This is a genomic window from Micromonospora sp. LOL_021, from assembly GCF_048060215.1.
Taxonomy (GTDB): Bacteria; Actinomycetota; Actinomycetes; order Mycobacteriales; family Micromonosporaceae; genus Micromonospora_E.
Genome location: NZ_JBHMIN010000017.1, coordinates 95,201 through 119,709, shown reverse-complemented (window position 1 = coordinate 119,709; position 24,509 = coordinate 95,201). Strand labels below are relative to the sequence as shown.

Sequence of the window (24,509 nt, the reverse complement as noted above, 5' to 3'; positions counted from 1 at the left end):
TGCGTTCATCCCGTTCGACGAGCGGCTGGCGGTCATCGACGACGTCATCAAGCCCGCGTACCGGTCCCTCGTCGAGGACGAGGAGGTCGACCGTGTCGGTTGACGCCCAACCCCGCCGGTGCGGCGGTGCGACCGCCGGCCGGTGGGGCGCCATCCCGCACCGCAGGCTGCTCGACGCGGTCGCCGCAGCGGTCCCGGCCGACCGGCTGCCCAGAGTGGAGACCGCCACCGTGACCCATCTGCTGCGGCCGGTGCCCTGGCAGCGGCGCTCCGGGCTGGTCAGTCTGGTCAGCACCGCCTACCCGGCGCTCGCCCACCGGGTCGCCACCGTGGTCGACGGCGAGTTCCCGGGGGTACGGATCGCCACCACCGCCCGGATGAGCGGCCGCGATGACCGGGACCGGTTCGACGTACTCGTCCCCAGCGATCGGGCCGACGAGGTGCTCGGCTGGCTCGCGAGGCTGTGGCAGACGGCCGCCGAGCAGGTCGGCCCACACGCCCGGCCGGGTCTGCGTACGCCGGCCGCCCGGACGATGTGGCGGGCGGCGCTGCTGGTCGCCAACGGCTCCCGCCGCCGCAGCCAGGTCCGGGTCCGGGTGCCGGATCCGGCCGCGTTGACCGCGCTGACCCAGGCGGGTGACGCGCTCGGCCTGGCCGTGCACCAGCACGTGCGGCGGGGCAACTCCTACTTCGTCACGGTGGACGATCCGGCCCAGTCGGTCCAGTTGCTTCGGATCGTCGGCGCCGGGCCACACGCCGAGGCGTGGGTGCGCGACACCGCCGCCTGACCGGTCGACCGCGCGGACAGATCCACCGGACTCCCAGGTCCGTGTCGCTCACCCAGAGCAGCCATATGACCACCCGGAGTCGCTATGATCCCCGGCAAGCGCAGGGCGGGAGGCCGAATGCAACCGGTAGATCCGTACCAGCTCGTCGAGATGCTGGGATCGTGTCCGGCGGGCAGCGTCTGGTCGGCTGTGGAACCCCACGGCGAGCGGATCACCGTGGCGATCCTCGACGCCGACGCGGCCGCCGACGACCGCTGGCGGAAGGCGTTCTCCTCGGCCGCCGAGGCGCTGGCCGACCCGGCGGCGGGAGTGCCGACCTTCCGATACGCGAACTTCACCGCCCGGGTCCCCTGGGTCGCCTGCGGTGCCGGGCCCGGCGAAGGGGCGGAGCGGATCTTCCTCGCCCTCGGCCAGGAATACCGACCGGCGTACCCACCGGTGCCCCGATTCGCCCCGTCCGAACCACCGCGCGGGCGCGTTCCGCGCCCGCTGCTGGCCGGGGCGGCGGTGGTGGCGGTCCTGCTGGCCGGCGCCGCCGCCGTCATCTGGTGGCCGGACCGGTCCGCCGAGTCCCCACCGCGGTCGGGGGCGAGCGCGACGCCGAGCCGCGCGGTCGACACCCCGCCGGGCGACATTCAGCAGGGCGGCACGCCACCGCTCGCCACCCCGAATCAGCCCGGATTGGAGCCACCGGCGGAGAGCTCCTGGCGGACCGACTGGCCCCAGTTCACCCCGGCGGACACGGTCCGCACCTACACCGACCTGGCCGACGTTGGTCTGGTCCTCAAGGTGCCGTGGAGCTGGGACTGCTCCCCCGTCCCGGATGACCGGGACCCGCAGACCCGCCGCCTGCGGTGCAGCGGCACGTTCGGCGAGCAGCAGCAGGTCGGTGGCGAGGTCGTGGTCCGGCCATGTCCCCACCGGTGTACCCCGGACCGGCAGGCGACGATGCGCCAGGCCGAGGAGGCGTGGAGTCAGCAATGGCTGCAGCCAGGCATCGCGACCGTGTACGCCGAGATCAGCACGCTGCAGGTCGACGGCGAGCGCCGGCACGGTCTGGTGATGGTCGCCTACTGGCGCGGCGGGCAGGACGGGTCGATCGACCGGCAGCTGGTGCTGCGGCTGACCGGCCCGGCCGACGGGGCCAGCCCGTTGCGCATGATCGCGAACTATCTCCGCAGTTCGCTGCTGCTGTAGTCGGCTGGCGGCGGTGCCGTCACCGACACTCGGCTTCGATCCAGTCGGCGAGTTTCGCGGCGAACTCGGCCGCGGCGAACGACTTGGCGTGTGCCTCGATGCCGGCGGCGTCGAGCTGGTCGAGCCGGCGCAGCAGGGGGACGTAGTCGTCGGCCCGGGTCGAGTCGACGAGGTGTCCGGTCTCGCCGTCGACAACGGTCTCCAGCAGCCCGCCACGACGCAGCCCGAGGACCGGCGTACCGCAGGCCTGCGCCTCGACCGGGATGATGCCGAAGTCCTCGTGCACCGGGAAGAGCAGCGCCCGGGCCCCCCGGTAGAGCTGCCGCAGCCGGGCCCGGTCCGGACGTACCTCGAAGGTCACCTCGGCGCCGATCCGGTCGGCGTGCCGACGCAGATTGGCCTCCTGGGGCCCGGAGCCGGCGATGACCACCGGCATCCGGGCGGCCGCGGCGATCGAGATGATCAGATCGAAGTTCTTGTACGGGATCCAGCGCCCCACCCCGAGCAGGTAGTCGCGTTGCGCGACGGGGTCGTCCGGCTGGGCGGTGGCGAAGTAGTCGACGTCGACCGGCGGATGGATGACCACCGCGTCGCGGTGCCAGAACCGCCGGATCCTGTCCCGCACCTCACGGGAGTTCGCGGCGTAGCTGGCCACGTGCCGGCTGAGCCGCACGTCCACCGTCTGCAGGGCCCGCCGGGGCAGGGCGAGCAGCCGGCCGGAGCCGCGGCCGTCGTAGTCAGGGCTCCACACGTAGCGGGCCGGCGAGTGGACGTAGCTCAGATGCCGGGTCCGTCCCGGCGCACCGAGCCGTACGGTGTGCGCGAAGGCGTGGCTGGACGACAGGACGACGTCGAAGTGCTCCCGGCTGAGGGTCCGCCACACCAGCGGCATCAGCGGCAGGGCGAGGGTCTTGCTGCGGCGCAGCGGTGTCCGGGCCAGCCAGGACTCGCGCAGGCCCTGGTCGGTCACCCCGGGGTCGGACCACAGCACGAACCGTTGGGCGTGCGGGACGAGGTCGGCGATCCGCCGGAACACCTGCTCCGACCCGCCGGTGTCGCCGAACCACTCGTGGACGAGTGCGACCGACCGGCCGGCAAGTGGTGTGGTCATGCCCGTTAGCTCCCCTCGTCGGCGCAGGTGCGCCGGTCGACTGGATCAGCGTCCACGGCCGCGGAGCACCTCGGCGACGGTACGCAGCACCACCTTGATGTCCAGCCACAGTGACCAGTGCTCGATGTAGTAGTTGTCGAACCGGGCCCGGTCGGAGATCGGTGTGTCCCCCCGCAGGCCGCTGACCTGGGCCAGCCCGGTGAGTCCCACCGGGACCCGGTGGCGCATCGCGTAGCCGGGCAGCTCGGCGGAGAACTTCGCCACGAAGTGCGGACGTTCCGGCCGGGGACCGACCACGGTCATGTCGCCGCGCAGGATGTTCCACAGCTGGGGCAGCTCGTCGAGCGACGTACGTCGCATGAACCGTCCGATCAGGCTGACCCGGCGGTCGTCGGCGATCGACCAGGTGGTTCGGGCCTCCTGGTCGGTCTCGGGGCGCAGCGACCGGAACTTGATCACGTTGAACGTCCGGCCGTGCTGGCCGATGCGCTCCTGCCGGAAGAGGATCCCCCGGCCGCCGTCGATGAAGGTGGCCAGCGCGCACAGCGCGAGCACCGGGCTGAGCAGGACCAGCGCCACCGAGGCGAGTGCCACGTCGGAGGCCCGTTTCACCATCCAGCGCGGACCGGACAGGGCGATGTGCCGTACGTGGACCAGCGGGATCGCGCCGATGTGGTCGGGTTGCCGCCCGTACGATCCCGAGCCCCACAGTCGAGCCACCGCCCAGAGGTCCTGGCTGGCGCACTCGGGTCGGCGCAGCAGATCCATCAGCCCGGCTTCGGGGCAGTCCGGATCGGCGATGATGAGCACGTCGCACTCGACCATGTCGATCAGCCGGCCAAGGTCGTCGAAGGTCCCGACCAGCGGCAACGACGCGCTCTCGGCCTGCCGGGCGGCCGAGTCCACGCAGCCGGCGAATCGCAGGCCGTAGCTGGGGTAGCGGCGCATCAGCCGGGCCAGCTCGGCCGCGACCGGACCGCTGCCCAGGATCAGGGCGTTGTGTTCGACCCAGCGGCGGCGGCGGGCGAAGACCACCACCGCCCGGGTGATCGAGCGTCCGATGATCAGCAGTACGGCCGAGACGGCGATCCCCCGCATCAGGTCGGCCACGTACTCCACCGAGTCGTGCCGCAGCCCGGCGATGATCGCGACGGTGCCGGACGCGGTGAGCAGGCGTCCGCACAGGGTCGGCAGTTCGTCGAGGAAGCTGACATGGCGTCTGGCCCGGTAGAGCCCGCTGAACGCGAAGACGGCGATGGTCAACGCCGCCATGAACAGGGTGCCCCGCCAGTAACGGTCGGAGATCAGCAGCGGAGCGAGCAACGCGGCGAGGTCCACCGGGGCGGCGATCATCCAGGCCCGTAGCGGTCGAGTGCGGCTCGATGCCCGCGAACCGGCGTACGGCAGCACCGCGGTGGCGCCGGCCGACGGGTCCGGCCCCACGTCCGGCCGTGGCCGGGGCACCAGCGGCAGCGACGGGGCTTCCACGACGTGGCCATGCCTTCCCGGTTCGGTGGAGCGGGGCTGGTGGTCGGTGCTGGAGGTCACTGCGCCGCAGCGAGGATCTCGTCGACCGCGTCGCGACGGACCGCGTCGTAGAAGGAATCGACCGCCTCGGGGTCGGCGAACACCACGCTCTCGTCACCGACCCGCCCGGTGCCCTCGGTCGGGCTGGTGACGAAGGTGAGGTCGTCGCCGCGCAGGTGTCGCAGGTCCATGCCGAAGTCGAGCAGGGACAACGTCTCGTCGACCGCTACCGCGTCGGCGGTGGCCCGGATGAACGAGTTCAGTGTGGCCGGGCTGGACAGCACTCCACCGGAGGCCGCCTTCTCCAGGATGGCCTTGATGACCTGCTGCTGGTGGCGGATCCGGGCGAAGTCGCCATCGGCGAAGGCGTACCGCTCGCGGGCGTAGTCGAGGGCCGCCGCGCCGTCCATGGTCTGGGGGCCGGCGGCGAACGACCGTCGGTGGTCCGGGTTGAGGGAATGGTTGGAGGTGAACGCTTCCTCGACATCGATCTCGACCCCGCCGAGCGCGTCGACGATCTCCCGGAATCCGGCGAAGTCCACCAGGGCGACGTTGTCCACCCGCACTCCGGTGAACTCCTCGACGGTCTGCACCATCAGCGGGATACCACCCCAGGCGTACGCGGCGTTGATCTTCGCTTCCCGTCCGCCGTGCGTACCTTCCTGGTTCTCCGGCACGAAGACCCAGGTGTCCCGGGGAATGGAGATCAACTGGGCGCTCTGCCGGTCGGCCGCGATGTGCGCCAGGATGATCGTGTCACTGCGGGAGCCCGACGTGCTCTGTGGGTCCCGGGTGTCGCTGCCGAGGATGAGGATGTTCGTGGCGGTGGTCACCTTTTCTGGCCGGAACTCCTCCGGCACGTCCACGAACGCCTCCACCCGCTCGATCCCGGACTCGATCGACCGCAGGTAGAACCCACCGACGAGCAGCCCACCGCCACCGAGCAGCGCCAGGACCACGAGCACCGTCAGAACGATCCGCAGCCCGCGCCGACGGCGACGCGGTGGTGCGGTGGCGGAGTCCATCACCGACCCGGGAGCCTGCGTCCCCGGCCGCACCCCGTCGGCCACCCCGCCCAACTCGTGGGTGGCCGTCGGATCCACGAGCTGTTCTCGACGTGACATGTCAGTGATAGTACTGACGAAGATTTCCGGCTGATGTCCCCCCGGGACGGTCGATGATCCACTTTAATCATCCACGCCGGTCTTATCCGCTTTCACTTTCCTGTCCGGCCACCGGCCGTGACAGACATTCATCGTCACGCACCCGGGTGAACCTGACGGATTTCCGTCAACCGTTGGCCGCTCTGCCCCAATCGTCCGGTCCGTCCGACGCCGGCGTGGCGTGCCTGACCGACACTGGGTGGACTGCCCACTCGACTGCAGGATCGAGGTGCGGACGTGACCATCGAGGCCGGGGCGGACCGGGCGCGAGATCGGCTCGTCTCCCGGGGCGTGGCCGAGTTGCTCGCGGTCGTCGGACGGTTGCTGCGTCGGCCCCGGCGCGGCGAGCACGATCTGCCGGTCGTCGTGGCCGTGGGCGGGGCCGGGCCCGACGTGCACGCCGGGGTGCTGCGCCGGCTGCGTCGGCCGGCCCGTCGCCGGGTGCCGCACGTCGACGTCGACGCCGCCGAGTTCCCCGACGGAGCCGGAATCCGCCCGCTGCTCGACGCGATGCACCACCAGCTCGCCCTCGACGCGTTCGGCGGCGAGCCGTTCGCCTTCCGCCACTATCCGCTGGCCCGCTGGCTGATGGACCAGCGGTTGGCCGACGTCGAGGTCACCGAACGCCGGGCCCGGCTCACCCAGGTGCTGCGCGACTGGCGTCGCAGGCCGGCCGCCGAGAACCTCAGCGGAACCTCGGACGCCGAGACCATGTTCGCCACCGCGTACCGGCTGCTGCTCTGGCTGGTCCTGCGGGCGGTCCCGGACGTGGTCTTCCGGGCCGCGTTGTCCGGGCGGCTACCGGTGATCGGCGGCCGGTACCGCTGGTTCATGCGCCAGCAGTACCTCGCGCCACGGCAGAGCGGCACCTTCGTCGGCTTCGCCGAACGACTCACCACCGACCTGCGTACCGGCGAGCAGCCCGAGCAGGTGCGCAAGCTGCTGGTGCACGCCTTCCTCGAGGACCTGCGCGCCGAGTACCTGCGCCGTGTCTGGTCACCGAACGGCTGGCAGCGCACCGCCTATCCGGTGCTACTGCTGCGCGACGTCGCGCCGGGCAACGCCGGACACGCCCTGCTGCGGCTGGTCAACGACGTCCGCAACGAAACCGGCCGGTGGGATCCGCTGCTGATCCTGGCGACTGCGGCCGAGGGCTACACCCCGGTGCCGGATACCGCGAGCCCGGTCCGGCTGACCGAGGTGGACATCGGGCTCGACGAGTGGCGTGACGCCCTGCCGGAGCAGCGCCGGCTGCGCCGCGCCGACGCCTGGTTCCTGCCGCTGGCGGCGACGACCGATCCTGGGGACCGGTACGGGCATCCGGCCGCCGCCGACCTCGCACCACCGGCACCACCGTGGTGGGCCCGGCGGAGCGTCGCCGCCGCCGTGGTCCTGGCCCTGCTCGCCGGGGGGTTGTTCTGGGCCGGCGGGCGGTGGGGTCCCGGCTGCCTGCCGCATCCCGGGCAGGGTGAGATTTCGCTGCGGCTGATCGACGGCGAGTGCATCGGTTACAGCGACAACCTGGGGTACGTGTTCAACCACGACCCGGGCCAGGAGGCGCTGCGCGGGGTGCAGGAACGCATCTTCCGGCAGAACGAGGAGGTCATGCAGGTCTGGCGGAGCAGCCAGCGCCGTCGCCCGCTGATGACGCTCGTCTATCTGGGAATCATGACCGGTCAGCGGACCGGTCCACGGGAGGTCTCCTACGTCTCCGAACGCGAAGAGCTCGAAGGGATGGCGGTCGCTCAGTACGCCCGGATGAAGGCGTCGGCGAGCACCGACGGCCAGGCGCTGCTGCGCATCGTGGTGGCCAACGGCGGCAAGCAGATGCGACACGCGGAGCGGACGGTGGAGCTGCTCGCCGGGCTGGCCCGCCGGGATCCGACGGTGGTCGGCGTGGTCGGCCTGGTGGAGAGCCGCACCACAACGGCACGGGCGCTGCGGCGACTCAACGAGGTGGGGCTGCCGGCGGTCGCGCCGACGCTGTCCGCCGACGGGCTGCACCGCAACTCGCGGCTGTACCTGCAGATGGTCGCGCCCAACGCCGATCAGGCCGAGCTGGTGTCGGCGTACACCACCCGGGTGCTCGACTTCTCCGAGGCGCACATCTACTACACCACCGGAGACAACAGCCCACTTGCCGACGACCTGTACGTCAACACGCTGGTCACCGGACTGACCGACCGGCTCGGTGAGCGGGCCAGCGCCCGCGCGTTCCGGGTCGGCGACTCGCTCGCACACGAGTGCGGCTACCCCGGCCTGCTCTTCTTCGCCGGCCGGTACTCCGAGTTCGACGAGTTCCTGGAGGCACTGCGGGGCTGCCGGAACAACCCTCCGCTGCATCTGGTGGCCGACGACTCGGTCAACCGGTACCTGGCCAACCACCAGTTGCGGGCGAGCGCACCGGGCAACCTGCCGGTGACGTACGTGTCGAAGGCGGCGTTGGCGATGTGCACCCGGCTGGTGGCCGACGCGGTCGCCGACGAGTCGCGCCGCCGGTTCCTCGATCTGATCCGGCGCGACGACCTGCTCGGCGAGCGGCGGTGCGTGAACGGTTCCGGGCCGCCGGTCGGCGAACGCGTGGCGCTGGCCTACGACGCCACGATGATGCTGATCGCGGCGGTGGAGCAGCTCGCGGCCCGGCTGAACGTCGGCTCCCGGCCCTGGGACGCACGGGCGGTCAGTCCGGTCGCGGTCTTCACCGAGGTGCTACGACAGAACGCCGCAGCGGCGTACCCGGGGGTGACCGGGCCGACCCGGTTCTCGGCCGACACCGGCGAGCCGGTGGAGAAGCGACTGTCGCTGATGTACGTGGCCAGCGTGCCACAGGTCGACCAGGAACCGCAGGAGGTCTTCTACTGCGGCCGGGCGCGGCCGGAGGACCCACCCGGCTGCCATCCGGCCCCGGCTGCCCCGACCGGCGACACCGGCTGAGCCGCCCACCGGCCGACGGATGGAACCTTCCGGACCGCCGGGGAGTCGGGCACTGCATGGGAGAATCCCCGCCGGACGCCGACGGCGGCGGCCTGGCGCACCCCGACGACGTCGTCGGCCAGGTGTACGCCGGCAGCTACCGGCGGCTCGTCGTGCAGTTGTACGCCGTCACCGGCGACCTGGGCGAGGCACAGGAGACGGTGCAGGAGGCGTTCGTCCGCGCCCTGCTCGCGCCGCACCGCTTCGCCGAGCTGGACAACCCGGAGGCGTGGCTACGCCGGGTGGCGGTCAACGTCGCCCGCAGCCGGCACCGACGCCGGGCCGTTCTCGCCCGGCTGCTGCCCCGGCTGGCCGCCCCGGTCGACACCGAACGGCTGATCGCCGACAGCTCGGCCGAGCATGTCGCGCTGATGCGGGCGCTGCGCCAACTGCCGGCCGGGCAACGACACGCGATCGCCCTGCACTACCTGGCCGACCTGCCGGTCGCCGAGGTCGCCGACGCGCTCGGCGTCACCGAGGGCACCGTCAAGTCCCGGCTCTCCCGAGGCCGGACGGCCCTCGCCGGCCTGCTCGTCGACACGCCGACCAGTCACACCCGGAGCAGCCATGTCTGACCTGCGGCTGACCACCTTCGACCGGGACCGGATCAGCGAAGCGGTGATCCAGCCGGCGCTGGACCGGCTCCGGGCGCGGGCCCGACGCCGACGGCGGACCATGATCGTCGCCGCCGCGCTCGGCCTGCTGCTGGTGGCGCTGGTCGCGCCGGGCCTGGCCGCCACCGTGGGCCGCCACCGGTCCGACGGCCCCGCGCCGCCCGGCCCGCTGCGGATCACCGTGTGGGACGACCAGACCGTGGTGGGCTTCGACGGCCCCGGCGAGGACTGCCGGTTCCGGTTCACCCGCAGCGACGACGCCGGATCGACGTGGCTGCCGCTGAACGGGCCGGACACCACAGCGGACTGCCTGCACGACGCGGACGGCCACCCGGTGTCCCGGGCGGTGGCGTTCAGCCTCACCCCGGAGGTCTTCCTGGTCGGCGTCGGCGTCACCGACCACGTGTCCACCGACGCCGGCCGGACCTGGCGGGACGCCACCGCGACGACCCGCACCGTCACCGCGTTCCCGCCCGAGGCGCAGCCGGTGGACTGCCTGACCCACTGCGCCGACCTGCGCCCGCCGGTCGCGGTAGACCCGGTCGACGGCACGGTGTACCGGCTGGCCGACCCGCCGACGGTCGGCGGGCGGGTGTACGTGGCTCCGGACGGGGCGATCTGGACCGCCGGACCGGCCGGAGACGGGCCGGGCACCGTGGTCGCGGTCAGCACCGACCGGGGCGCCAGTTGGCGGGTCACCGCCGGGCCGGCCGGTGTGCTGGTCGCCGGTCTCGCGGCCCGCGACGCCCGGCAGGCGTTCGTCCTGTTCGACCCGTTCGACGCGGGCGACACCGGCTCGTCGGCTGCCCGGCCGGTGCTGTGGCGCACCACCGACGGCGCACGCAGCTGGCAGGACCTGGCCATCCCGCTGCCCCGGCTGGGCCAGAGCGCGCTGACCGTCGGCGACGACGGCCGGCTGCTGGTGGGCGGCCTCGGCCGGCACACGGTGCCGACGTGGACCAGCGACGACGACGGCACGACCTTCACCGCCGGCACCGCCGGCCCGTACGGCGAGCTCGGCGCCCTGCCCGGGCGGCTGTGGGTCTCAGGCGGGCAGGTCGGCGCTCCCGGCTCGGTCACCACCGACGGAACCAGCTGGCAATCCGTACCACTGCCGACCCAATGACCTACCGACCTGGTCTGAGCTGCGCGGATTCATGATCACGTGATCGTTCCGTCACGGTGCCGACATCAATCGGCCGGAGATTGTGGCCACCGCTTCACCGCCAGGAGGTTTCCATGGCCCCCACCCCTCCGACCGACGACGAGTTGAACACGTTCATCGTCGCTCAACTCGCCTCGCTCGGCATCGATCTCGACCAGTTGCCGGCCGGCACCACCTCCGACCCGGTCACCGGCTCCCCCGGCCGCGACTCGGTTCTCGCCTCGCTGCGGTCCTTCATGCGCAGTACGGTGCCGACCCTCGCCGGGTACCAGATGCCGACGCCGGACGCCGCCGACCCGGCGACCGCCATGGCGCTGTCCCAGCAGCCCGCACCGGTCCTCTACCCGTCGATCAGCACCGAATGGCGCAAGCCCCGATGACAACAGAGGACGCCATGACAGACTCATCCACGGACGTACAACTGCCGCTCGACCGGCTCCTCGACCGCCGGGCGTTCCTGGCCCGCACCGCCGCGCTGGCCGCCACCGCCACCGTCGGCACCGTGGCGCTGCCTGGCCTGGCCGGGCTCGCCTCGGCCGCGCCGAGTGGCACCAGCGCCCCGGCCGTCAGGTTCAACCCGGAGCTGGACCGGGGGGCCGCGTACAACAAACCGCGCGAGTCGGCAATGTCCGACCCGACCGAATGGACCATCTCGGAAGCCGCCTGGATGATCCGGCACAACAAGATCGTGCCGGTCGAGCTGGTGCAGGCCTATCTGAACCGGATCGCCGCGTACGAGTCGACGTACCAGGCGTTCAACGTGGTGCTCGCGGAGGCGGCGGTCAAGGCCGCCCGGCAGTGGGCGAACCGGCCGCACCGGGGGCCGTTGCACGGCATCCCGCTGGCCATAAAGGACAACTACTTCACCGAGGGTGTGCCGACCACCGCGAACTCGTACCTGTTCCAGGACTTCGTCCCACCGTACGACGCCACCTCGGTCGCCAAGCTGGTCGTGCAGGGCGGCATCGTGCTCGGCAAGACCCAGATGGGTCCGCTGGCCACCACCCGGGCGACCCTGCCCAACGGTCAGGTCACCACCGTCAACGCCTGGACGCCGACGAACCCGTCGACCAACCCGGGCGGCTCGTCGACCGGCACCGCCACCGCCGTCGCCGGCCGCCTGGCCAGCTCGGGGATCGGCACCCAGACCGGCGGTTCGATCACCTCGCCGTCCAACGCGCAGAACCTCACCGGCATCAAACCGACGATGGGCCGGGTGTCGCTGGCCGGGATCGTCCCGCTCACCTACACCCGCGACCACCCCGGCCCGCTCGCCCGCGACGCCAAGGACGCGGCGATCATGCTGATGGCGATGGCCGGGCCGGACCCGGCCGACCCGCGCAGCCAGGGCCTGCCGCCGGTGCCGAACCTGATCAACGCGGCGACGCCCCGCTACGACGGGGAGCACCTGCGGATGCGGTGGAAGACCCGGATCGGGGTGCTGCCCGGCTACGCCGACGGCGGCTCGGAGACGGCGGCCGCCCGCCGGGCGTTCCTCGCCGAGATGGCCGCCATCCCGGAGTGCGAGCTGGTCGAGGTGCCGTTGCCGGACGAGTGGAGCCTGCTCACCGGGAGCGCGTTCAACAACGTACGGCTGCCGGAGCGCAGCGAGCCGTTCATGCCGTACCTGCGCAGCGACCTGCGCGGCTTCGGGGTGTCGGTGACCAGTTGGCTGCAGGGTGCGCTGCTGGGCGCCAACGGCTGGGTCACCGGCCAGCGCGCCAAGCTGCTGCTGCTGGACCGGATCCTGGACCAGATCTTCAGTAGCTGCGACGTGGTGGTGCAGACCAGCCCGGTGCCGTTCGACATCGTCGGCCTGCCGGAGATCGCGTTCCCGATCGGCTTCTCCGGCGGTGGAGTGCCGATCGGCACCATCCTCGGCGGGCAGCCGTACGCCGAGGACCGCCTGCTGTCGGTGGCCGCCGCGTACCAGGCGGTCACCGACTGGCACTGGCGGCGACCGGCCGACCCACCGGCGGCCGACCCGGCACCGGCCGGGGCGGCCAGCGCCGCCCGGTCCACGGCGGCGACGTTGTCGCGGGGCCGGTTGACCGCTGAGGAGGTCGCCGAGCTCACCCAGTGACCGGACACGCTTCGGCGTGGTGCGGGCCGTCCACCCGGTGGGTGGGCGGCCCGCAGTTTCGTCGTCTGACGGACACGGTGCCCCGACGCTCGCTGCGGGTCGGCCTTCCGGACACCGGCACCACCAACTAAGGTTAGCCAAACCTGACCACTCCGGGAGTCCGTGGCCACCCCAGCCGCACCGGCCGCTGTCGCTCGGCCGGGCGCGCTCCCGCGCGACCTTATGGAGAGCGATGAGCTTCAAGGACGCCAAGAAGCACACCACGCTGTGTGTGGTGAACGTCGTCGGCACCGAACGGATCAGCCCGAACTTCATCCGGGTCACCCTCGGCGGCGACCAGTTGCAGCGCCTGCCCGACCACGGCTTCGACCACTGGTTCCGGCTTTTCCTGCCGCAGGAACACGGCCAGACCACCTTCGACCTGCCCAACCGGGCCGACACCATCGGCTACCTGAAGTACCTGCGGATCCCGTCGGCGACCCGCCCACACCTGCGCAACTACACGGTCCGCGCGTTCCGGCCGCAGGCCCGCGAACTCGACATCGACTTCGTCGTACACGGCGACGAGGGGGTCGCCAGCCGGTGGGTGCAACGCACCAGGGCCGGTGACACCGTCGCTCTGCTCGACCAGGGCCGCGGCTACGAGTTCGCCCCCGACACCACGTTCCACCTGCTGGCCGGCGACGAGACCGCGCTGCCGGCGATCGTCGGCATCCTGCGGGACCTACCGCGCGACGCCACCGGTCTGGCCGTGGTCGAGATCCCCGACCCCGCTGACACCCAGCAGGTCGACGCGCCCGCCGGGTTCGAGGTCCGTTGGTTGCCCCGGCCGGCCGAGGCCCGGCCGGGCAGCCTCGCGCTCGCCGCGGTGCGGGCCTGGACGACCGACAGTCCGACCACCGTGTCCGCCTACCTCGCCGGCGAACAGGCCCTGCCCGCCGGGGCCCGCCGTCATCTGGTGGAAATCGGTGTCCCGAAGCGCCGGATCAGCTTCACCGGCTACTGGCGACTCGGCAAGACGCACTGAACCGGCGCTGCTCCGGCGCGACGACGAGGCCACCCGCGGTGCCCGCAGAGGTAGGTCGCCCAGGCCTCACCGGTCCGCCCAGACCGTGACGTCGACCACCATCCGGGGTCGGGGCGGAGTCGGCGGTTCGACGACCTGGACCAGCGCGGTACGCCGCTCGTCGGTCAGCACGCACAGCTGGTCGCCGCGGCGGATCTCGCTGTGCCAGATCGTGGCCACCAACCGGCCCGGTCGCTGCTGAAACGTCCGGCACGCCTGGTAACCGCCCGGCCGGCCAGCCCGCACGAGCGCGAACGAGGGCGTGTCCGACGCGCTGCGGATCCGGTGGTACTCGACGATGAGGTCGGCCAGGCCACCATCGCGGACCGGGCCGACCAGCCGCCCGGTGCTGCCATGGCCAGGCTCGCCGGTGTCGGCGTCGATCTTGTCGCGATAGTTGGTGAACACGTCCGTCGTCGCTCGCAGGACACAGCCGGTGCGGTGCAGCACGACCGGCACGGGGGCTTCGACCGGCCGGTGGGCGGCCACCGCGTCACACGCGACGGTGGGCGTGGTCCGGCTCGGACCGGCGGTGGTTCCGACCGCGCCTGCGGTCACCACCAGGGCGCAGCCGGCCGTCATGGCCGCCCACCATCGACGGCGCCCGTCACGGCGTACGGGCTCGGGATGCTCGTTCTCCCAGCGGTGGGCCAGACGCTCCCGCAGCAACCGGTGCCGAAACTCGTACACACCGCCCACCCGACGCAGTCCCTTGTGTCGTGACTCGTACGCCTGATCGAGAAAACGTATCAGTTGCCACGGCAGCGGGCTGCGCGCAGTCAGCCAGATACGCGCGATCGTGAAGTGCAGCCAGGCCGCTCGGGCACCTCGCACGATCGCCGCACCGAGGCCGAACGTGAAGGCCGTGGCCATTACGGGCGGATTGTCGGCGGGTCTGACCACGAGCTTGAGCACGAGCCCAGCGAGCACGCCGGTCACGATCGCGCTGAACGCCATGCTCACCAGTGCGGCCCTGCGGTCGTTGCGCAGCACCCCGGACGGCCGGTCCCCCTGCGTCGTGTCCGTCATGACCTGGCCCTGCATCAGCAGCATGACCGCGCCGGCCGGCACCGCGATCAGGTAGCCGGCCGGTGCCATGTGCCAGGCCGGGTCGCGGCCGAACAACACCATCAGAATCGCCACGAACAGTGTGGCTCCGGCGGCCCCGAACGCCGCGCCCCTTGTCGACTCCTCGATCAGGATCCGCGGCCGCGAGCCGAGCCGCCAGGTAAAGGTGACTGGAGCCGGTGATCGCCGCGCGGCCTGCCAGCCGGCGATGCCGGTCAGCAGGGCGACGACCACCGCGAAGGCGATCCCGACCGGGACTACGTCCATCGCGGCCCACAACCCGACCCTGCCGGCCATCTCCGGGCCCAAGGTCGTGACCACGTCCATCCACCGGCCGAAGGCTGCTCCGGCGATCACGGTGAGCACCGTGCAGACCCCGCCGAGACCACCCAGGACGGCTCCCGTCAGATGTGGCGGCAGCTCCGCCGGCAGCCTCCACCACGCGAGCTCGCTGGTCCCGCTGCGTCGCAGCCGCGCGGCGAGGAACGCCAGCGGTGCCCAGTGCCGCCGCGCCCAGTCCGGGTCGCGCCGGTCGGGATCGCCGGCATCGATGAAGGTGTCGATCAGCCGGCTCTGGACGCTCGTCCGGTCAGGGAACCGGCTCGCGTCCAACAGGCCACCGGGACCGGCGTCCCGGGCACCGTACCCGATGCCGGCCAGCCAGAGCATGAATGGCGTCGCCATCGCCTCGGCCAGTGGTCCGTCCGGCGAGCGGTCGAGACGGGCGAACACCTCGTCCCACTTGGCCTGATGGTGATCGGGTGTCACCTGGCGCAGGTAGGCCATGGCCTGCTCCGGCGGCACCGGCTGCAGTTCGAGCACGGCCGCACCGGGGAGCGGGACGCGGTACCAGTGTTCGTCCACACCGTTGACAGCGGACGTGTATTCGTCGCTGCGGCAGTTCACGATGATCGGATGCGGGCTGTCGCCGATCATCGTGACCGCCCGCGCGGAAGAACCCGCCCACGCGTCGAACTCGTCGAGAATCGGGAGTACCTGGCCGTCGCGTACCAACGTCAGCGCGTGGCGCAGGGCGCGCCGTCGCGGCCCGCCGAAGGCCCACCCGTACCGGCTGACCAGCTGCCGGGCCAGCCACTGGTCGAACGGCCTCGGCTGCGGCACCCGCCGCCGCGAGCCGGGTGGACGGTAGGTAAGGAGATCACCTGGGTCGCTGGCGCCCAGCGGAAACAACACCGGGATCGGCCGGTTCGGCTGGGTCGTCCCGGGCTGGGACGACGCACGCCGGGACAGCAACTCGTGGGCAAGCGCCACCGACACGGCGGTCTTGCCGGCGCCTTGCGCCCCGAGCAGGACGAGACGCCGCCTGGGTAGCCGCTCGAAGGCGTCGGCGAGATCGGCGAGCGATTCGCTGGAAAATCCGGTCGACCAGCGCATGGCGACGTCATCGCTGCCGTACACAACTCGGTCATTTTGCGCCAGTCCGGACCGCGACGGTTTGCGCAACGAAATCCGAGCCTGCGGGCCGACGTGTCTCATCTCCTCATCCAACTGGTCGCGCACCTGCCTGGCCAGTCGTTCGAGGACGATGGAAGTTCCACGGCTGCCCCGGTCGCGGTAGCCAAAAGGCCCAAACAAGCTGAAGAAAATGCCGCTCACGGCGATCGGCCGGTCGCCGATGGCCGCTGCCGGCCCCGTTCCAGCCGCAGTGACGGTGTCACCCGTCCGTCGCGTGTGCCAGATCACCCGTACCACCCGAGTCAGCTGAGATGGACGCCGCTTATCGCGATGCTGCCGTCGCCGACGGCCTCGACGTCGCCGGTGTTCGAAACGTCCACCCTCGCCGGCACCGCGTGGGCCGGTGCGCTCAGACCGCTGACCGCCGTCCCGCCGGCGGTGGCCGTTACCGCACCGGTGGCGGTGACCCGTATCTCCGCCGGCACCGCGGCTGCAGGGCCTGCCGGACCAGCGGGTTGGTGGACACGATCGGCCGATTCTTCTCCCCGCTCGCCGTTGTCGGGCAGTTGCCGGCCAGGAGTCGGCTCCAGCACCGACCTATCGGACCGGGCCGGCAGCGCACCGATCGGAGCGGCTCCCGCCAGTGCGGACAGGACGACGGCCGCCTGCTCCGCCTGGTCCCACCACAGTGTGACCAGTCCGGCACCGACCACCAGCGCGACCCGGACCGCCAATACCGACCAACGACGCACCAGGACAACCCGACCAACTTTGAACATACGTAATCACTCCCGCATCTGGACTGTGCAGTTCGGTGCGGCACGGCAGATAGCTGGCCACCGAGCCACGATTGCCGAATCAGACGGGGAGCATAGTCAACCGACTCACCACTTCTCACGTCGACCCGGAGGACATCGAGCCGCCAGGAAATATTTATCGGAGCGGATGGCGCATGGTTTTCCGGCCACCACCTTGGCCACCCGAAGTCGATCATGAATGACACCAACGACGAGGACATCTCGGGTTAGGACAGGCAGTTTGTTTCAGCCACTGTAGACTGAAAAGGCACGGCGGTGCACTTCCCCCCGGGCGTCCAGCGAGGATCCGGCGGAGCACTCCGGGCCGAACTGGCGGTCCGCCTCGAGATCAACCGGCGGTACAGTACCTCCCAGGACCGCGAAGAGTCGCCGTCCAACTTCATTGTGAAACCGGCACACTCTACGAAAGGGATGATGTGGTGAGCAGACGCTTCACCGCCGGCGCCGTCGCGACCGCGACCGCGCTGGCCCTGCTGGGCGCCGTACCGGCCGGACCGGCCGCCGCCGCCCCCGACGCCGCAGGTGACGTCACCGAGTACACGGTGGTCGCTGAGGCCGGCACCGGCGCCGCCGAGGCGATGGCGGCCATCGAGGCTGCCGGCGGCACCGTCACCGGCAGCACCGCCGACGTGGGCATGTACCAGGTCGTCACCGACGACGCCGAGTTCGCCGCTGAGGTCGCCGCCGCTCCCGCGCTGCTCGGCGCCGCGGAGAAGCGGGCCATCGGGTACGCGCCACGCCAGCGCTTCGACGCGGTGGAGCAGGAGCACCGCATCGCCGGCGCGGCATCCGCCGGGGCGGCCGGGCGGCGCGGCACCCGGATGGACCCGCTGGACGACAAGCTGTGGGGCCTGCCGATGATGCGGGCGGACAAGTCACGCCGGGTCGAGCCGGGCGACCGGCGGGTCACCGTCGGCATCCTGGACACCGGCGTCGACGGGCAGCACCCGGACATCCGACCCAACTTCAGCTACTCGCTGTCGCGCAACTTCGCCCCCGACATCCCCGGCATCGACGGCCCGTGTGAGGTGGAGTCCTGCCTGGACCCGGTCGACCGGGACGACAGCGGCCACGGCACCCACGTCGCCGGCACCATCGGCGCCGCCGCCAACCGCTTCGGCCTGTCCGGCGTCGCCCCCAACGTCACGCTGGTGGCGCTCAAGGGCGGCCAGGACTCCGGCTACTTCTTCCTCGACTCGGTGGTCAACGCCCTGGTCTACGCCGGTGACGCCGGCATCGACGTGGTCAACATGTCGTTCTACATCGACCCGTGGCTGTACAACTGCCTGGACAACCCGGCCGACTCCGCCGAGGAGCAGGCGTCGCAGCGGGCCACCATCGAGGCGGTCAACCGGGCACTGCGGTACGCGCACAAGCGGGGCGTCACCCTGGTCGGCTCGCTCGGCAACAACCACGAGGACCTGGGCGACCCCCGCCCGGACTCGTCCAGCCCCAACTACGGCGGCACCCCCCGGCTGCGCACCATCGACAACGACACCTGCTGGGACCTGCCGGTCGAAGGCGCGCACGTGATCGGTGTGTCGGCGCTCGGCCCGTCGAAGGCCAAGGCGGACTACTCCAACTACGGCACCGAGGAAATCTCGGTCGCCGCGCCCGGCGGCTGGTTCCGCGACGGCTACGGCACGCCGACCCACCGGACCTACGACAACACCATCCTGTCGTCGTACCCGCTGCACGTGCTGCAGGAGGAGGGTGTGGTCGACGCCGACGGCAACATCGTGCCGGACGCCGAGTCGTACGTGTTCAAGGAATGTACGTCGGCCGGGGTGTGCGGCTACTACACGTACCTGCAGGGCACCTCGATGGCGTCACCGCACGTCTCCGGGGTGGCCGCGCTGATCGTCAGCCGGTACGGCAAGCGCGACGGCCGCCGGGGCGGGCTGACCCTGGACCCGGACAAGGTGGAACGGCACCTGTACCGGACCGCGGCCGACACGGCCTGCCCCGAGCCGCGCCTGGTGTCCTACGCCAATGAGGGCCGGTCCCCCGAATGGGATGCCTACTGCGACGGCGGCACGAGCTTCAACGGCTTCTACGGCCACGGCGTCGTCGACGCCTTCGCCGCGGTCACCCGTCCGCTGCACCACCATTAAGGACGTCCGGTCCGGACGGCCGGGGTGGGATGATCACCGCCCACCCCGGCCGCCGGCCGCGTCCAAGCCCGAGCCGGCCACGTCCAAGCCGGCGCCGGCCGCCGCCAACCGGTCGGCCAGCGCCGGATGGGCCTGCCGCAGCCGATGCGCGGCAGACCGGTCGTCGAGCAACTGCCCCCACAGCACACCTCGAGCCTGGTCGAGCAGCGCGACGCCGGCACCCGGATCGCCGCCGTCCACCAGTTCACCCCGCCCGGCATGCAGGCCGGCCAACTCCACGGCGGAGCTGACCAGCAGGTCGACCGGCAACGACGGGTCCTGTAGCACCTGCCGCCAGCCGGCCGACGCGGCCCAGGCGTCGCGATCGGCCGCCACGTCGGCCGGTGCCGCAACGGGTGCGGCACCGGTACCCCGGCCCGCCGGTTCCGGGCCCACCCACGAGTCCGGGTCGAGGCCGCGCCGCTGCCGGTAACGGTCCCGCAGGGCCAGCGACAGACCGTACCGCAGCCAGGCTGCCGACACGGCGGACGCGGCTTCCGACGGCATCCGCGCCAGCACCCGCGTCCCGCGCTCCCCCGCCTCGACCGCCCGGTCGAGGTCGGCGGCGTCACCGTCCTGGCGCCAGCGACGACGGTAGATGCTGACCAGGTTGTTCAACCAGATGACCAGGTCGGCAGCTGCGCCGACGTCGGCGGCCGGCAGGGCCTCCTCGGCGGCCCGCACGGCGGCCTCGCCGAGCCCGACCGCTTCGTCGATGCGGCCGACCGACTTCAACCGCAGCGCGTGCATGGCCAGCGCCGCCGGCCGGTCCCGGTGCCAGTGCGGCAATTCGGCCAGCAGCCGGGTGCTCACCTCCAGCGCGGTGTCCCGGGCATGCTCGTCACGGTACGCATTCCACCGGTCGGCCGCGATCACCGCGTAGCTGCTGAGGTACGTCCACCTGTCCCGGTGGCCCTCCGGGCAGGCCTCGACCGCCTCCGCCGTACGCAACAACGCCTCGTCCAGATCGGATGGCTCGGCCCACCAGTCGTAGCGGGTGACGAGCGCGCTGCCCAGCGCCGACAGCGCGTGCGCCCGGACCACCCCGTTGGATGCCGCCGCGCAGGCCTCGGTCGCCCGATCGACCGCCGTGTCGAGAGCGGGCGAACCACCGCCGTGTTCGGCGTACAGCCGGGCCGCGTCGGCGAGGTTCGCCAGCCGCCGCGACCGTTGCGGATGATCCGCCGGCGTCAGGTCGAGGACCTGCCGGCTGATGTCGACCACCCGCGGGTGGTCCACCGGCCAGCCGGGCGGCGCGTTGAGCAGGGCGGCGCCGAGGTTCGTCAGGGCCAGCACCCGCTCCGGATGCCCGGGTGGGCAGCGCCGCACCGCCGCCTCACCCAGCCGGATCGCCCGGGCCCGGCCGGCGTCCGGGCCGGACAGCACCATCGTCCGGGTGGTCAGCGCCCGGCTGAGGTTGCTGAGGAACGCCACCCGTTTCGGGTGGTGCGGGGAGCTGTGCCGCAACGCGCCGACGCCGGCCGCCACCGCCAGGTCGGCGAACTGCCGGTGGCCGGTGGCCTCGAACCACAGCTGTGCCGCGTTGCCGAGCGCGTCGAGGGCCGGGGACAGCAGATCCGTGTTCGGGTCCTGGCCCGGTTCGGGCCGGCCGGCCCGGGCCACCACCACCGCCCGACGGACGGCCGCGATCGCCTGCGGAATCTCGGCGACCTCGCCGCGCAGGTCCTGGTCGTGCACGATCATCGACGCGTACAGCGCCAACACCGCGCCGAACAGCGGATCGTCGGCCGGCAGTTGGCTGGCGGCCAGGTGGGCATACCAGAGCCCGGTGGTCAGACCGTCGGCGGAACCGGTGATGGTGGACCGGGTCAGGTACGCCATCGCAGCACCCGCCATGCGCCGCAGCCGGTACGGGTGGCCAGTTCCCCGTCCGGCTCCGACAACGCGGCCAGCAGCAGGTGCACCGGTTCGATCCCGGCCGCACCGAACCGGCCGGCGACCGACGCGGCGGCGAGCAGCACCCGGACCAGGCCGGCGTCCGCTGGGCGGTGCACCGGCGCGGACCCCGGGATCGGGTGTTCCGGTGCGCCGAGCGCCGCCAGCACCGGTGCGACAACCGGGTCGCCGCCGATCCGTGGCGCCGCGACCAGATCGTCCACGGTGGTCGCCGCCGGCCCGGTCGCCCGGTGGGCGGCCGCCGCGTACGCGGCGTCGACGACAGCCTGCGCCGCCGCCCCGTACCGGTCACCCGCCCCGGTCACGGGCCGGTGTGCGTGAACGGGCTCCACGCGGCCATCGGCGCTCCGGCGGCCCGCACCTGGTGGACCGCGTCGTGCAGGGCGTATGCCGACCGGTCGGCGTCGAGCCGGCCGTCGACCGCCAGAGCGGTGTAGACGGCCTCGGCGACGTCGGCCGCCGTCGCGTCCAGCACCGACCACAGGGTGCCGATGACGTGCCGGTAGCCGGTGTAGTGCAGGGCTGCGGTCAGGGTGATCGCCTCGTCGGGCAGGTTCACCCCACCGACGGCGGTCTTGCAGGCGGACAGGAAGGCGAACTCGCCCTGGTGCTGCTGCTGGCTGAGGTCGGTGACGGTGAGCGCGCCGTCGTGCAGCAGCAGACCGCCGTCGGAGGGCCGCTGCAGGTTCTGGTCGCCGTGGCAGGCGAAGTGCGCCCAGCTGTGCCAGGGCAGCTGGTCGAGCACGGCCGCTCGGGTGGCCTGCCCATCGTCGAGGAACGTGCAGCTGCCGGGGAGCAGCCGGCGCAGCACGGCCTGTTCCCGGGCAACGTTGCGCAGCGGCGGCTGGCCGGGGGTGTGTGGCAGCCCGACGACCAGCATCCGGGGGTCGGTTGGACCGTCCCGGCGGGCCTCGGCTGCTTCCCGCAGCACCCGCAGCGTCGGCGTGTAGGAGGAGACCACCCGGTCGATGACCGTACGCGGGGGCGTGCCGGTCAACGGACCACCGGCGGCGCGGTGGTGGCCGGCGGCGTGCAGCGGCAGCAGCGCCAGCGGCCCGGTCGGGCACCACCACATCCGCGGCCACGGCGTGCCGGCCGGTGGTGTGTCGGCCAGGCCGAGCGCGTCGAGCACCGGTCCGGCCACGTCGTCCCAGAGCCATCCGAGCACGTCGGCAAGGGTGTCGTCGTCGGCCGGCGCCGGCACGGTGTCGAACTCCCGGGCGGCACGTTCGGCGACACCGAGGCTGGTCAGGTAGGCGTCCGCCCGCTCGGCCACGGTCTGTGCGGTGAGCCGGGGCAGCTCGACCACCCGTACACCCGCGGGTTCGACGATCAGCGCGTCGCACCGCCACCGGCTGACGTTGATCACCGCGACCGGTCCGCTGCCGGTCGCCGGCAGCAAGGTGGACATCCGGGGCGGCAGCAGGAAGTCCTCGAAGCCGGGCAGTCTGCGGACCTGGGCGACGGTGTCGTCCCATTCCCGGGCTGCCGCCTTTCGCCGGTCGACGTCGCGTGACACCGCCAGATCCATCGGACCCTCCTCGTCAGACTTTGCCACAATCCTGTCGGACAGACAGCTACGCCGGGACGGCGTTGTGTGCGGCATCCTCAGGTGACACGATCAGGAAGAGCATTCACCTGATCCGATCAAGGAGGTGGACATGCGGACGTTGCGGCACCTGGCAGCCCGGCTGGTGGGCAGGAGACGGATCAGCGGCCGGTACGAGTGGTGGTACTACCACCAGGCGTAGACAGCCCGTCGGACACCGGGAAGAAGGCAGGACCTCGGCAGCGGGGTCCTGCACTCGGTTAGGAGCCGCAGATGGCACCACTGAAGCAGGGCGACCGGCCACCGGGGCCGCGCGGGCGCTGGCTCACCGGCAACACCCCGGCCTACGAGGCCGACCGGATCGGCTTCATCGAGCGCAGTCACCGCGAGTACGGCGACGTGTTCACCTTCGACGACCGCACCGTGTTCGTGATCGACCCGGAGCTGGCCCACGACGTGCTCACCCGGCCGGGCAACGCGTTCCTGCCCGAACTGGCCCCGTTCGACGCCCGGCCCGATCTCGGCCGGGCCGCCGAGCGGGCCGAGGCCTGGATGCCGGCCCGGCGGGCCGCGTGGGCCGGTCTCGACCGGCAGGCCAGCACCGCCTTCGACGGGCGTACCGTCGAGATCCTCGACGCGGCCCTCGACGCGGCCGCCGGCCGGGAGACCGACGTGCTGGCGATGATGCGACGGTACGCCGCCGCGACGATCGCCGACTATTGCTTTGGCGTTGACGCCACAGGGTTCCCGGAGCTGCTCGCCGAGGGCGTCGCCGCCACCGCGCCGTTCGAGACCGCGAAGTACGGGTTCGCGGCCTGGCTGCCGGTGCGCCGAAACCGTCGGTTCTTTCGCGCGCACCGCGCGTTCACCGACGCCCTGCTGTCGGTGGTGCGACGCCGTCGGGCCGGCACGTCCAGCAAGGCCGGCATGTCCACACCGGACCTGCTGGACGTGCTGCTAGCCGCCCGGCCGGCCATGCCGGACCGGGCGGTCGTGTCGACGCTGCGCCCGGTCCTGCTCGGCGGACACGGCGTGCCGGCCGCCGCGCTGACCTCGCTGACCTGGGAACTCGCCGACCGACCGGAGCTTGTCGCCGCGCTGCGGGCGGAGGCGGGCGGGCCGGCCGGGTCCGGCGACCCGCCGCCGGCGGCCCGGCTACCGCTGGCCGAGGCCGTGGTCAACGAGGCGCTGCGGCTGTATCCGCCGGCGTGGCTGATGACGCGGACCGCCCGTACGACCACCGGGTTGGGTCCGTGGACGCTGCGACCCGGCGACGAGGTGCTGATCGGCGCCTACCTGATCCACCGGGATCCACGGTGGTGGCAGCGGCCCGACGAGTTCGACCCCGGCCGGTGGGCCGCTGGTCGGCCGGCACCGGGGGCGGCGTTCCTGCCCTTCGGCGCCGGGCCCCGGGTCTGCATCGGTACGGCGTTGACCATGCGCCAGCTCACCCTCACCGTCTCCCGGCTGGCCCAGCGCGGTTCGGTCGAGTCGTCGAACGCCGCGTCGACCCGGCTGCGGTTCGCCGGCCGGCTCGCACCGGCCGGCCTGCTGGCCCGCTTTGTCGACGGAAAGTCGTGATCACATTTCGTTGCGTACAGGCAACCGGTGTGCAATGGTCATGAGAATCACTCACCTCGATCGAGCGAGGAGGTAGCCATGCGGACACTGCGCCACCTGGCCGCCCGACTGGCCGGCAGGAAGCGGGTCAGCGGCCGGTACATCTACTGGCCCTACCACTACGAGTAGACCGAACCCGCCGGACGTCGAGGCCGACGTCGACGACTACTGCGGGACAGAGTCCCCGGGGCACCACCGAACGGTGGTGCCCCGGGGACTCTCCCTGTCCGCCGGTCCGGACCGGTGTTCCAGCCTGTCCGGACCGGCGTTGGAGCCGCTGG

18 protein-coding genes are annotated in these 24,509 nt (G+C 72.2%); 10 read left to right on the top strand and 8 right to left on the bottom strand.

Annotation, left to right across the window (positions count from 1 at the left end):
- Positions 1-92 precede the first annotated feature (92 nt).
- Positions 93-788 (top strand): hypothetical protein, encoded by a 696-nt coding sequence (locus ACFHWT_RS14050; RefSeq protein WP_416595049.1) that lies wholly within the window; start codon positions 93-95, stop codon positions 786-788.
- A 117-nt stretch (positions 789-905) separates the two neighbouring features.
- On the top strand, positions 906-1,985 hold the full coding sequence (locus ACFHWT_RS14045) for a hypothetical protein (RefSeq protein WP_416595048.1): 1,080 nt from the start codon (positions 906-908) through the stop codon (positions 1,983-1,985).
- Positions 1,986-2,004: 19 nt separating this feature from the next.
- Here ACFHWT_RS14045 and ACFHWT_RS14040 read toward each other — a convergent pair whose 3' ends face one another.
- From ACFHWT_RS14040 to ACFHWT_RS14030, 3 genes are read right to left on the bottom strand one after another with little or no spacing between them, the layout of a single operon-like run.
- Positions 2,005-3,096: a glycosyltransferase gene (locus ACFHWT_RS14040; RefSeq protein WP_416595047.1), complete on the bottom strand. Its 1,092-nt coding sequence runs from the start codon at positions 3,094-3,096 to the stop codon at positions 2,005-2,007.
- A gap of 45 nt (positions 3,097-3,141) precedes the next feature.
- Positions 3,142-4,584 carry a sugar transferase gene (locus ACFHWT_RS14035; protein ID WP_416595046.1) on the bottom strand — a complete coding sequence of 481 codons (1,443 nt, stop codon included), beginning with the start codon at positions 4,582-4,584 and terminating at the stop codon, positions 3,142-3,144.
- 56 nt (positions 4,585-4,640) lie between these two features.
- The gene (locus ACFHWT_RS14030) at positions 4,641-5,747 is read right to left on the bottom strand and encodes an LCP family protein (protein WP_416595045.1); all 1,107 of its coding nucleotides are present in this window, start codon (positions 5,745-5,747) and stop codon (positions 4,641-4,643) included.
- Positions 5,748-6,023: 276 nt separating this feature from the next.
- Here ACFHWT_RS14030 and ACFHWT_RS14025 point away from each other — a divergent pair, with 276 nt between their 5' ends.
- The 6 genes from ACFHWT_RS14025 to ACFHWT_RS14000 all read left to right on the top strand — a co-directional run bounded on the left by ACFHWT_RS14025 (position 6,024) and on the right by ACFHWT_RS14000 (position 13,648).
- Entirely contained in the window at positions 6,024-8,720 is a 2,697-nt protein-coding gene (locus ACFHWT_RS14025; RefSeq protein WP_416595044.1) for a hypothetical protein, read from the top strand.
- A 56-nt stretch (positions 8,721-8,776) separates the two neighbouring features.
- A complete protein-coding gene (locus ACFHWT_RS14020; RefSeq protein WP_416595043.1) occupies positions 8,777-9,334 on the top strand; it encodes an RNA polymerase sigma factor in 558 nt (185 codons plus the stop codon).
- Positions 9,327-10,499 carry a hypothetical protein gene (locus tag ACFHWT_RS14015; RefSeq protein ID WP_416595042.1) on the top strand — a complete coding sequence of 391 codons (1,173 nt, stop codon included), beginning with the start codon at positions 9,327-9,329 and terminating at the stop codon, positions 10,497-10,499. The genes ACFHWT_RS14020 and ACFHWT_RS14015 overlap by 8 nt, the downstream gene beginning before the upstream one ends.
- Before the next feature lie 113 nt (positions 10,500-10,612).
- Positions 10,613-10,918: a hypothetical protein gene (locus ACFHWT_RS14010; protein ID WP_416595041.1), complete on the top strand. Its 306-nt coding sequence runs from the start codon at positions 10,613-10,615 to the stop codon at positions 10,916-10,918.
- A gap of 14 nt (positions 10,919-10,932) precedes the next feature.
- Complete coding sequence (locus ACFHWT_RS14005) at positions 10,933-12,621, top strand: amidase (RefSeq protein WP_416595040.1); 1,689 nt, start codon at positions 10,933-10,935, stop codon at positions 12,619-12,621.
- A gap of 232 nt (positions 12,622-12,853) precedes the next feature.
- A complete protein-coding gene (locus ACFHWT_RS14000) occupies positions 12,854-13,648 on the top strand; it encodes a siderophore-interacting protein (RefSeq protein WP_416595038.1) in 795 nt (264 codons plus the stop codon).
- 66 nt (positions 13,649-13,714) lie between these two features.
- Here the strand turns inward: ACFHWT_RS14000 and ACFHWT_RS13995 are convergent, their stop codons facing one another.
- Both ACFHWT_RS13995 and ACFHWT_RS13990 read right to left on the bottom strand, forming a co-directional pair.
- Positions 13,715-16,174, bottom strand: a complete 2,460-nt coding sequence (locus tag ACFHWT_RS13995; protein WP_416595037.1) for a hypothetical protein — start codon at positions 16,172-16,174, stop codon at positions 13,715-13,717.
- A 299-nt stretch (positions 16,175-16,473) separates the two neighbouring features.
- Positions 16,474-16,923: a hypothetical protein gene (locus tag ACFHWT_RS13990; RefSeq protein WP_416595036.1), complete on the bottom strand. Its 450-nt coding sequence runs from the start codon at positions 16,921-16,923 to the stop codon at positions 16,474-16,476.
- Positions 16,924-17,408: 485 nt separating this feature from the next.
- Here ACFHWT_RS13990 and ACFHWT_RS13985 point away from each other — a divergent pair, with 485 nt between their 5' ends.
- Positions 17,409-19,103, top strand: coding sequence for a S8 family serine peptidase (locus ACFHWT_RS13985; protein ID WP_416595035.1), 1,695 nt, complete (start codon positions 17,409-17,411; stop codon positions 19,101-19,103).
- Between the two features lie 33 nt (positions 19,104-19,136).
- Here ACFHWT_RS13985 and ACFHWT_RS13980 read toward each other — a convergent pair whose 3' ends face one another.
- Genes ACFHWT_RS13980 through ACFHWT_RS13970 form a run of 3 tightly spaced genes read right to left on the bottom strand, consistent with a single transcriptional unit; the run spans position 19,137 to position 22,590 of the window.
- Positions 19,137-20,984: a hypothetical protein gene (locus ACFHWT_RS13980; RefSeq protein WP_416595034.1), complete on the bottom strand. Its 1,848-nt coding sequence runs from the start codon at positions 20,982-20,984 to the stop codon at positions 19,137-19,139.
- Complete coding sequence (locus ACFHWT_RS13975; RefSeq protein ID WP_416595033.1) at positions 20,972-21,364, bottom strand: hypothetical protein; 393 nt, start codon at positions 21,362-21,364, stop codon at positions 20,972-20,974. The genes ACFHWT_RS13980 and ACFHWT_RS13975 overlap by 13 nt, the downstream gene beginning before the upstream one ends.
- Positions 21,361-22,590, bottom strand: coding sequence for a CHAT domain-containing protein (locus ACFHWT_RS13970; RefSeq protein ID WP_416595032.1), 1,230 nt, complete (start codon positions 22,588-22,590; stop codon positions 21,361-21,363). Before ACFHWT_RS13970 ends, ACFHWT_RS13975 begins: the two co-directional genes overlap by 4 nt.
- Positions 22,591-22,881: 291 nt before the next feature.
- Here ACFHWT_RS13970 and ACFHWT_RS13965 point away from each other — a divergent pair, with 291 nt between their 5' ends.
- A complete protein-coding gene (locus ACFHWT_RS13965) occupies positions 22,882-24,189 on the top strand; it encodes a cytochrome P450 (RefSeq protein ID WP_416595031.1) in 1,308 nt (435 codons plus the stop codon).
- The last annotated feature ends 320 nt before the right edge of the window (positions 24,190-24,509 follow it).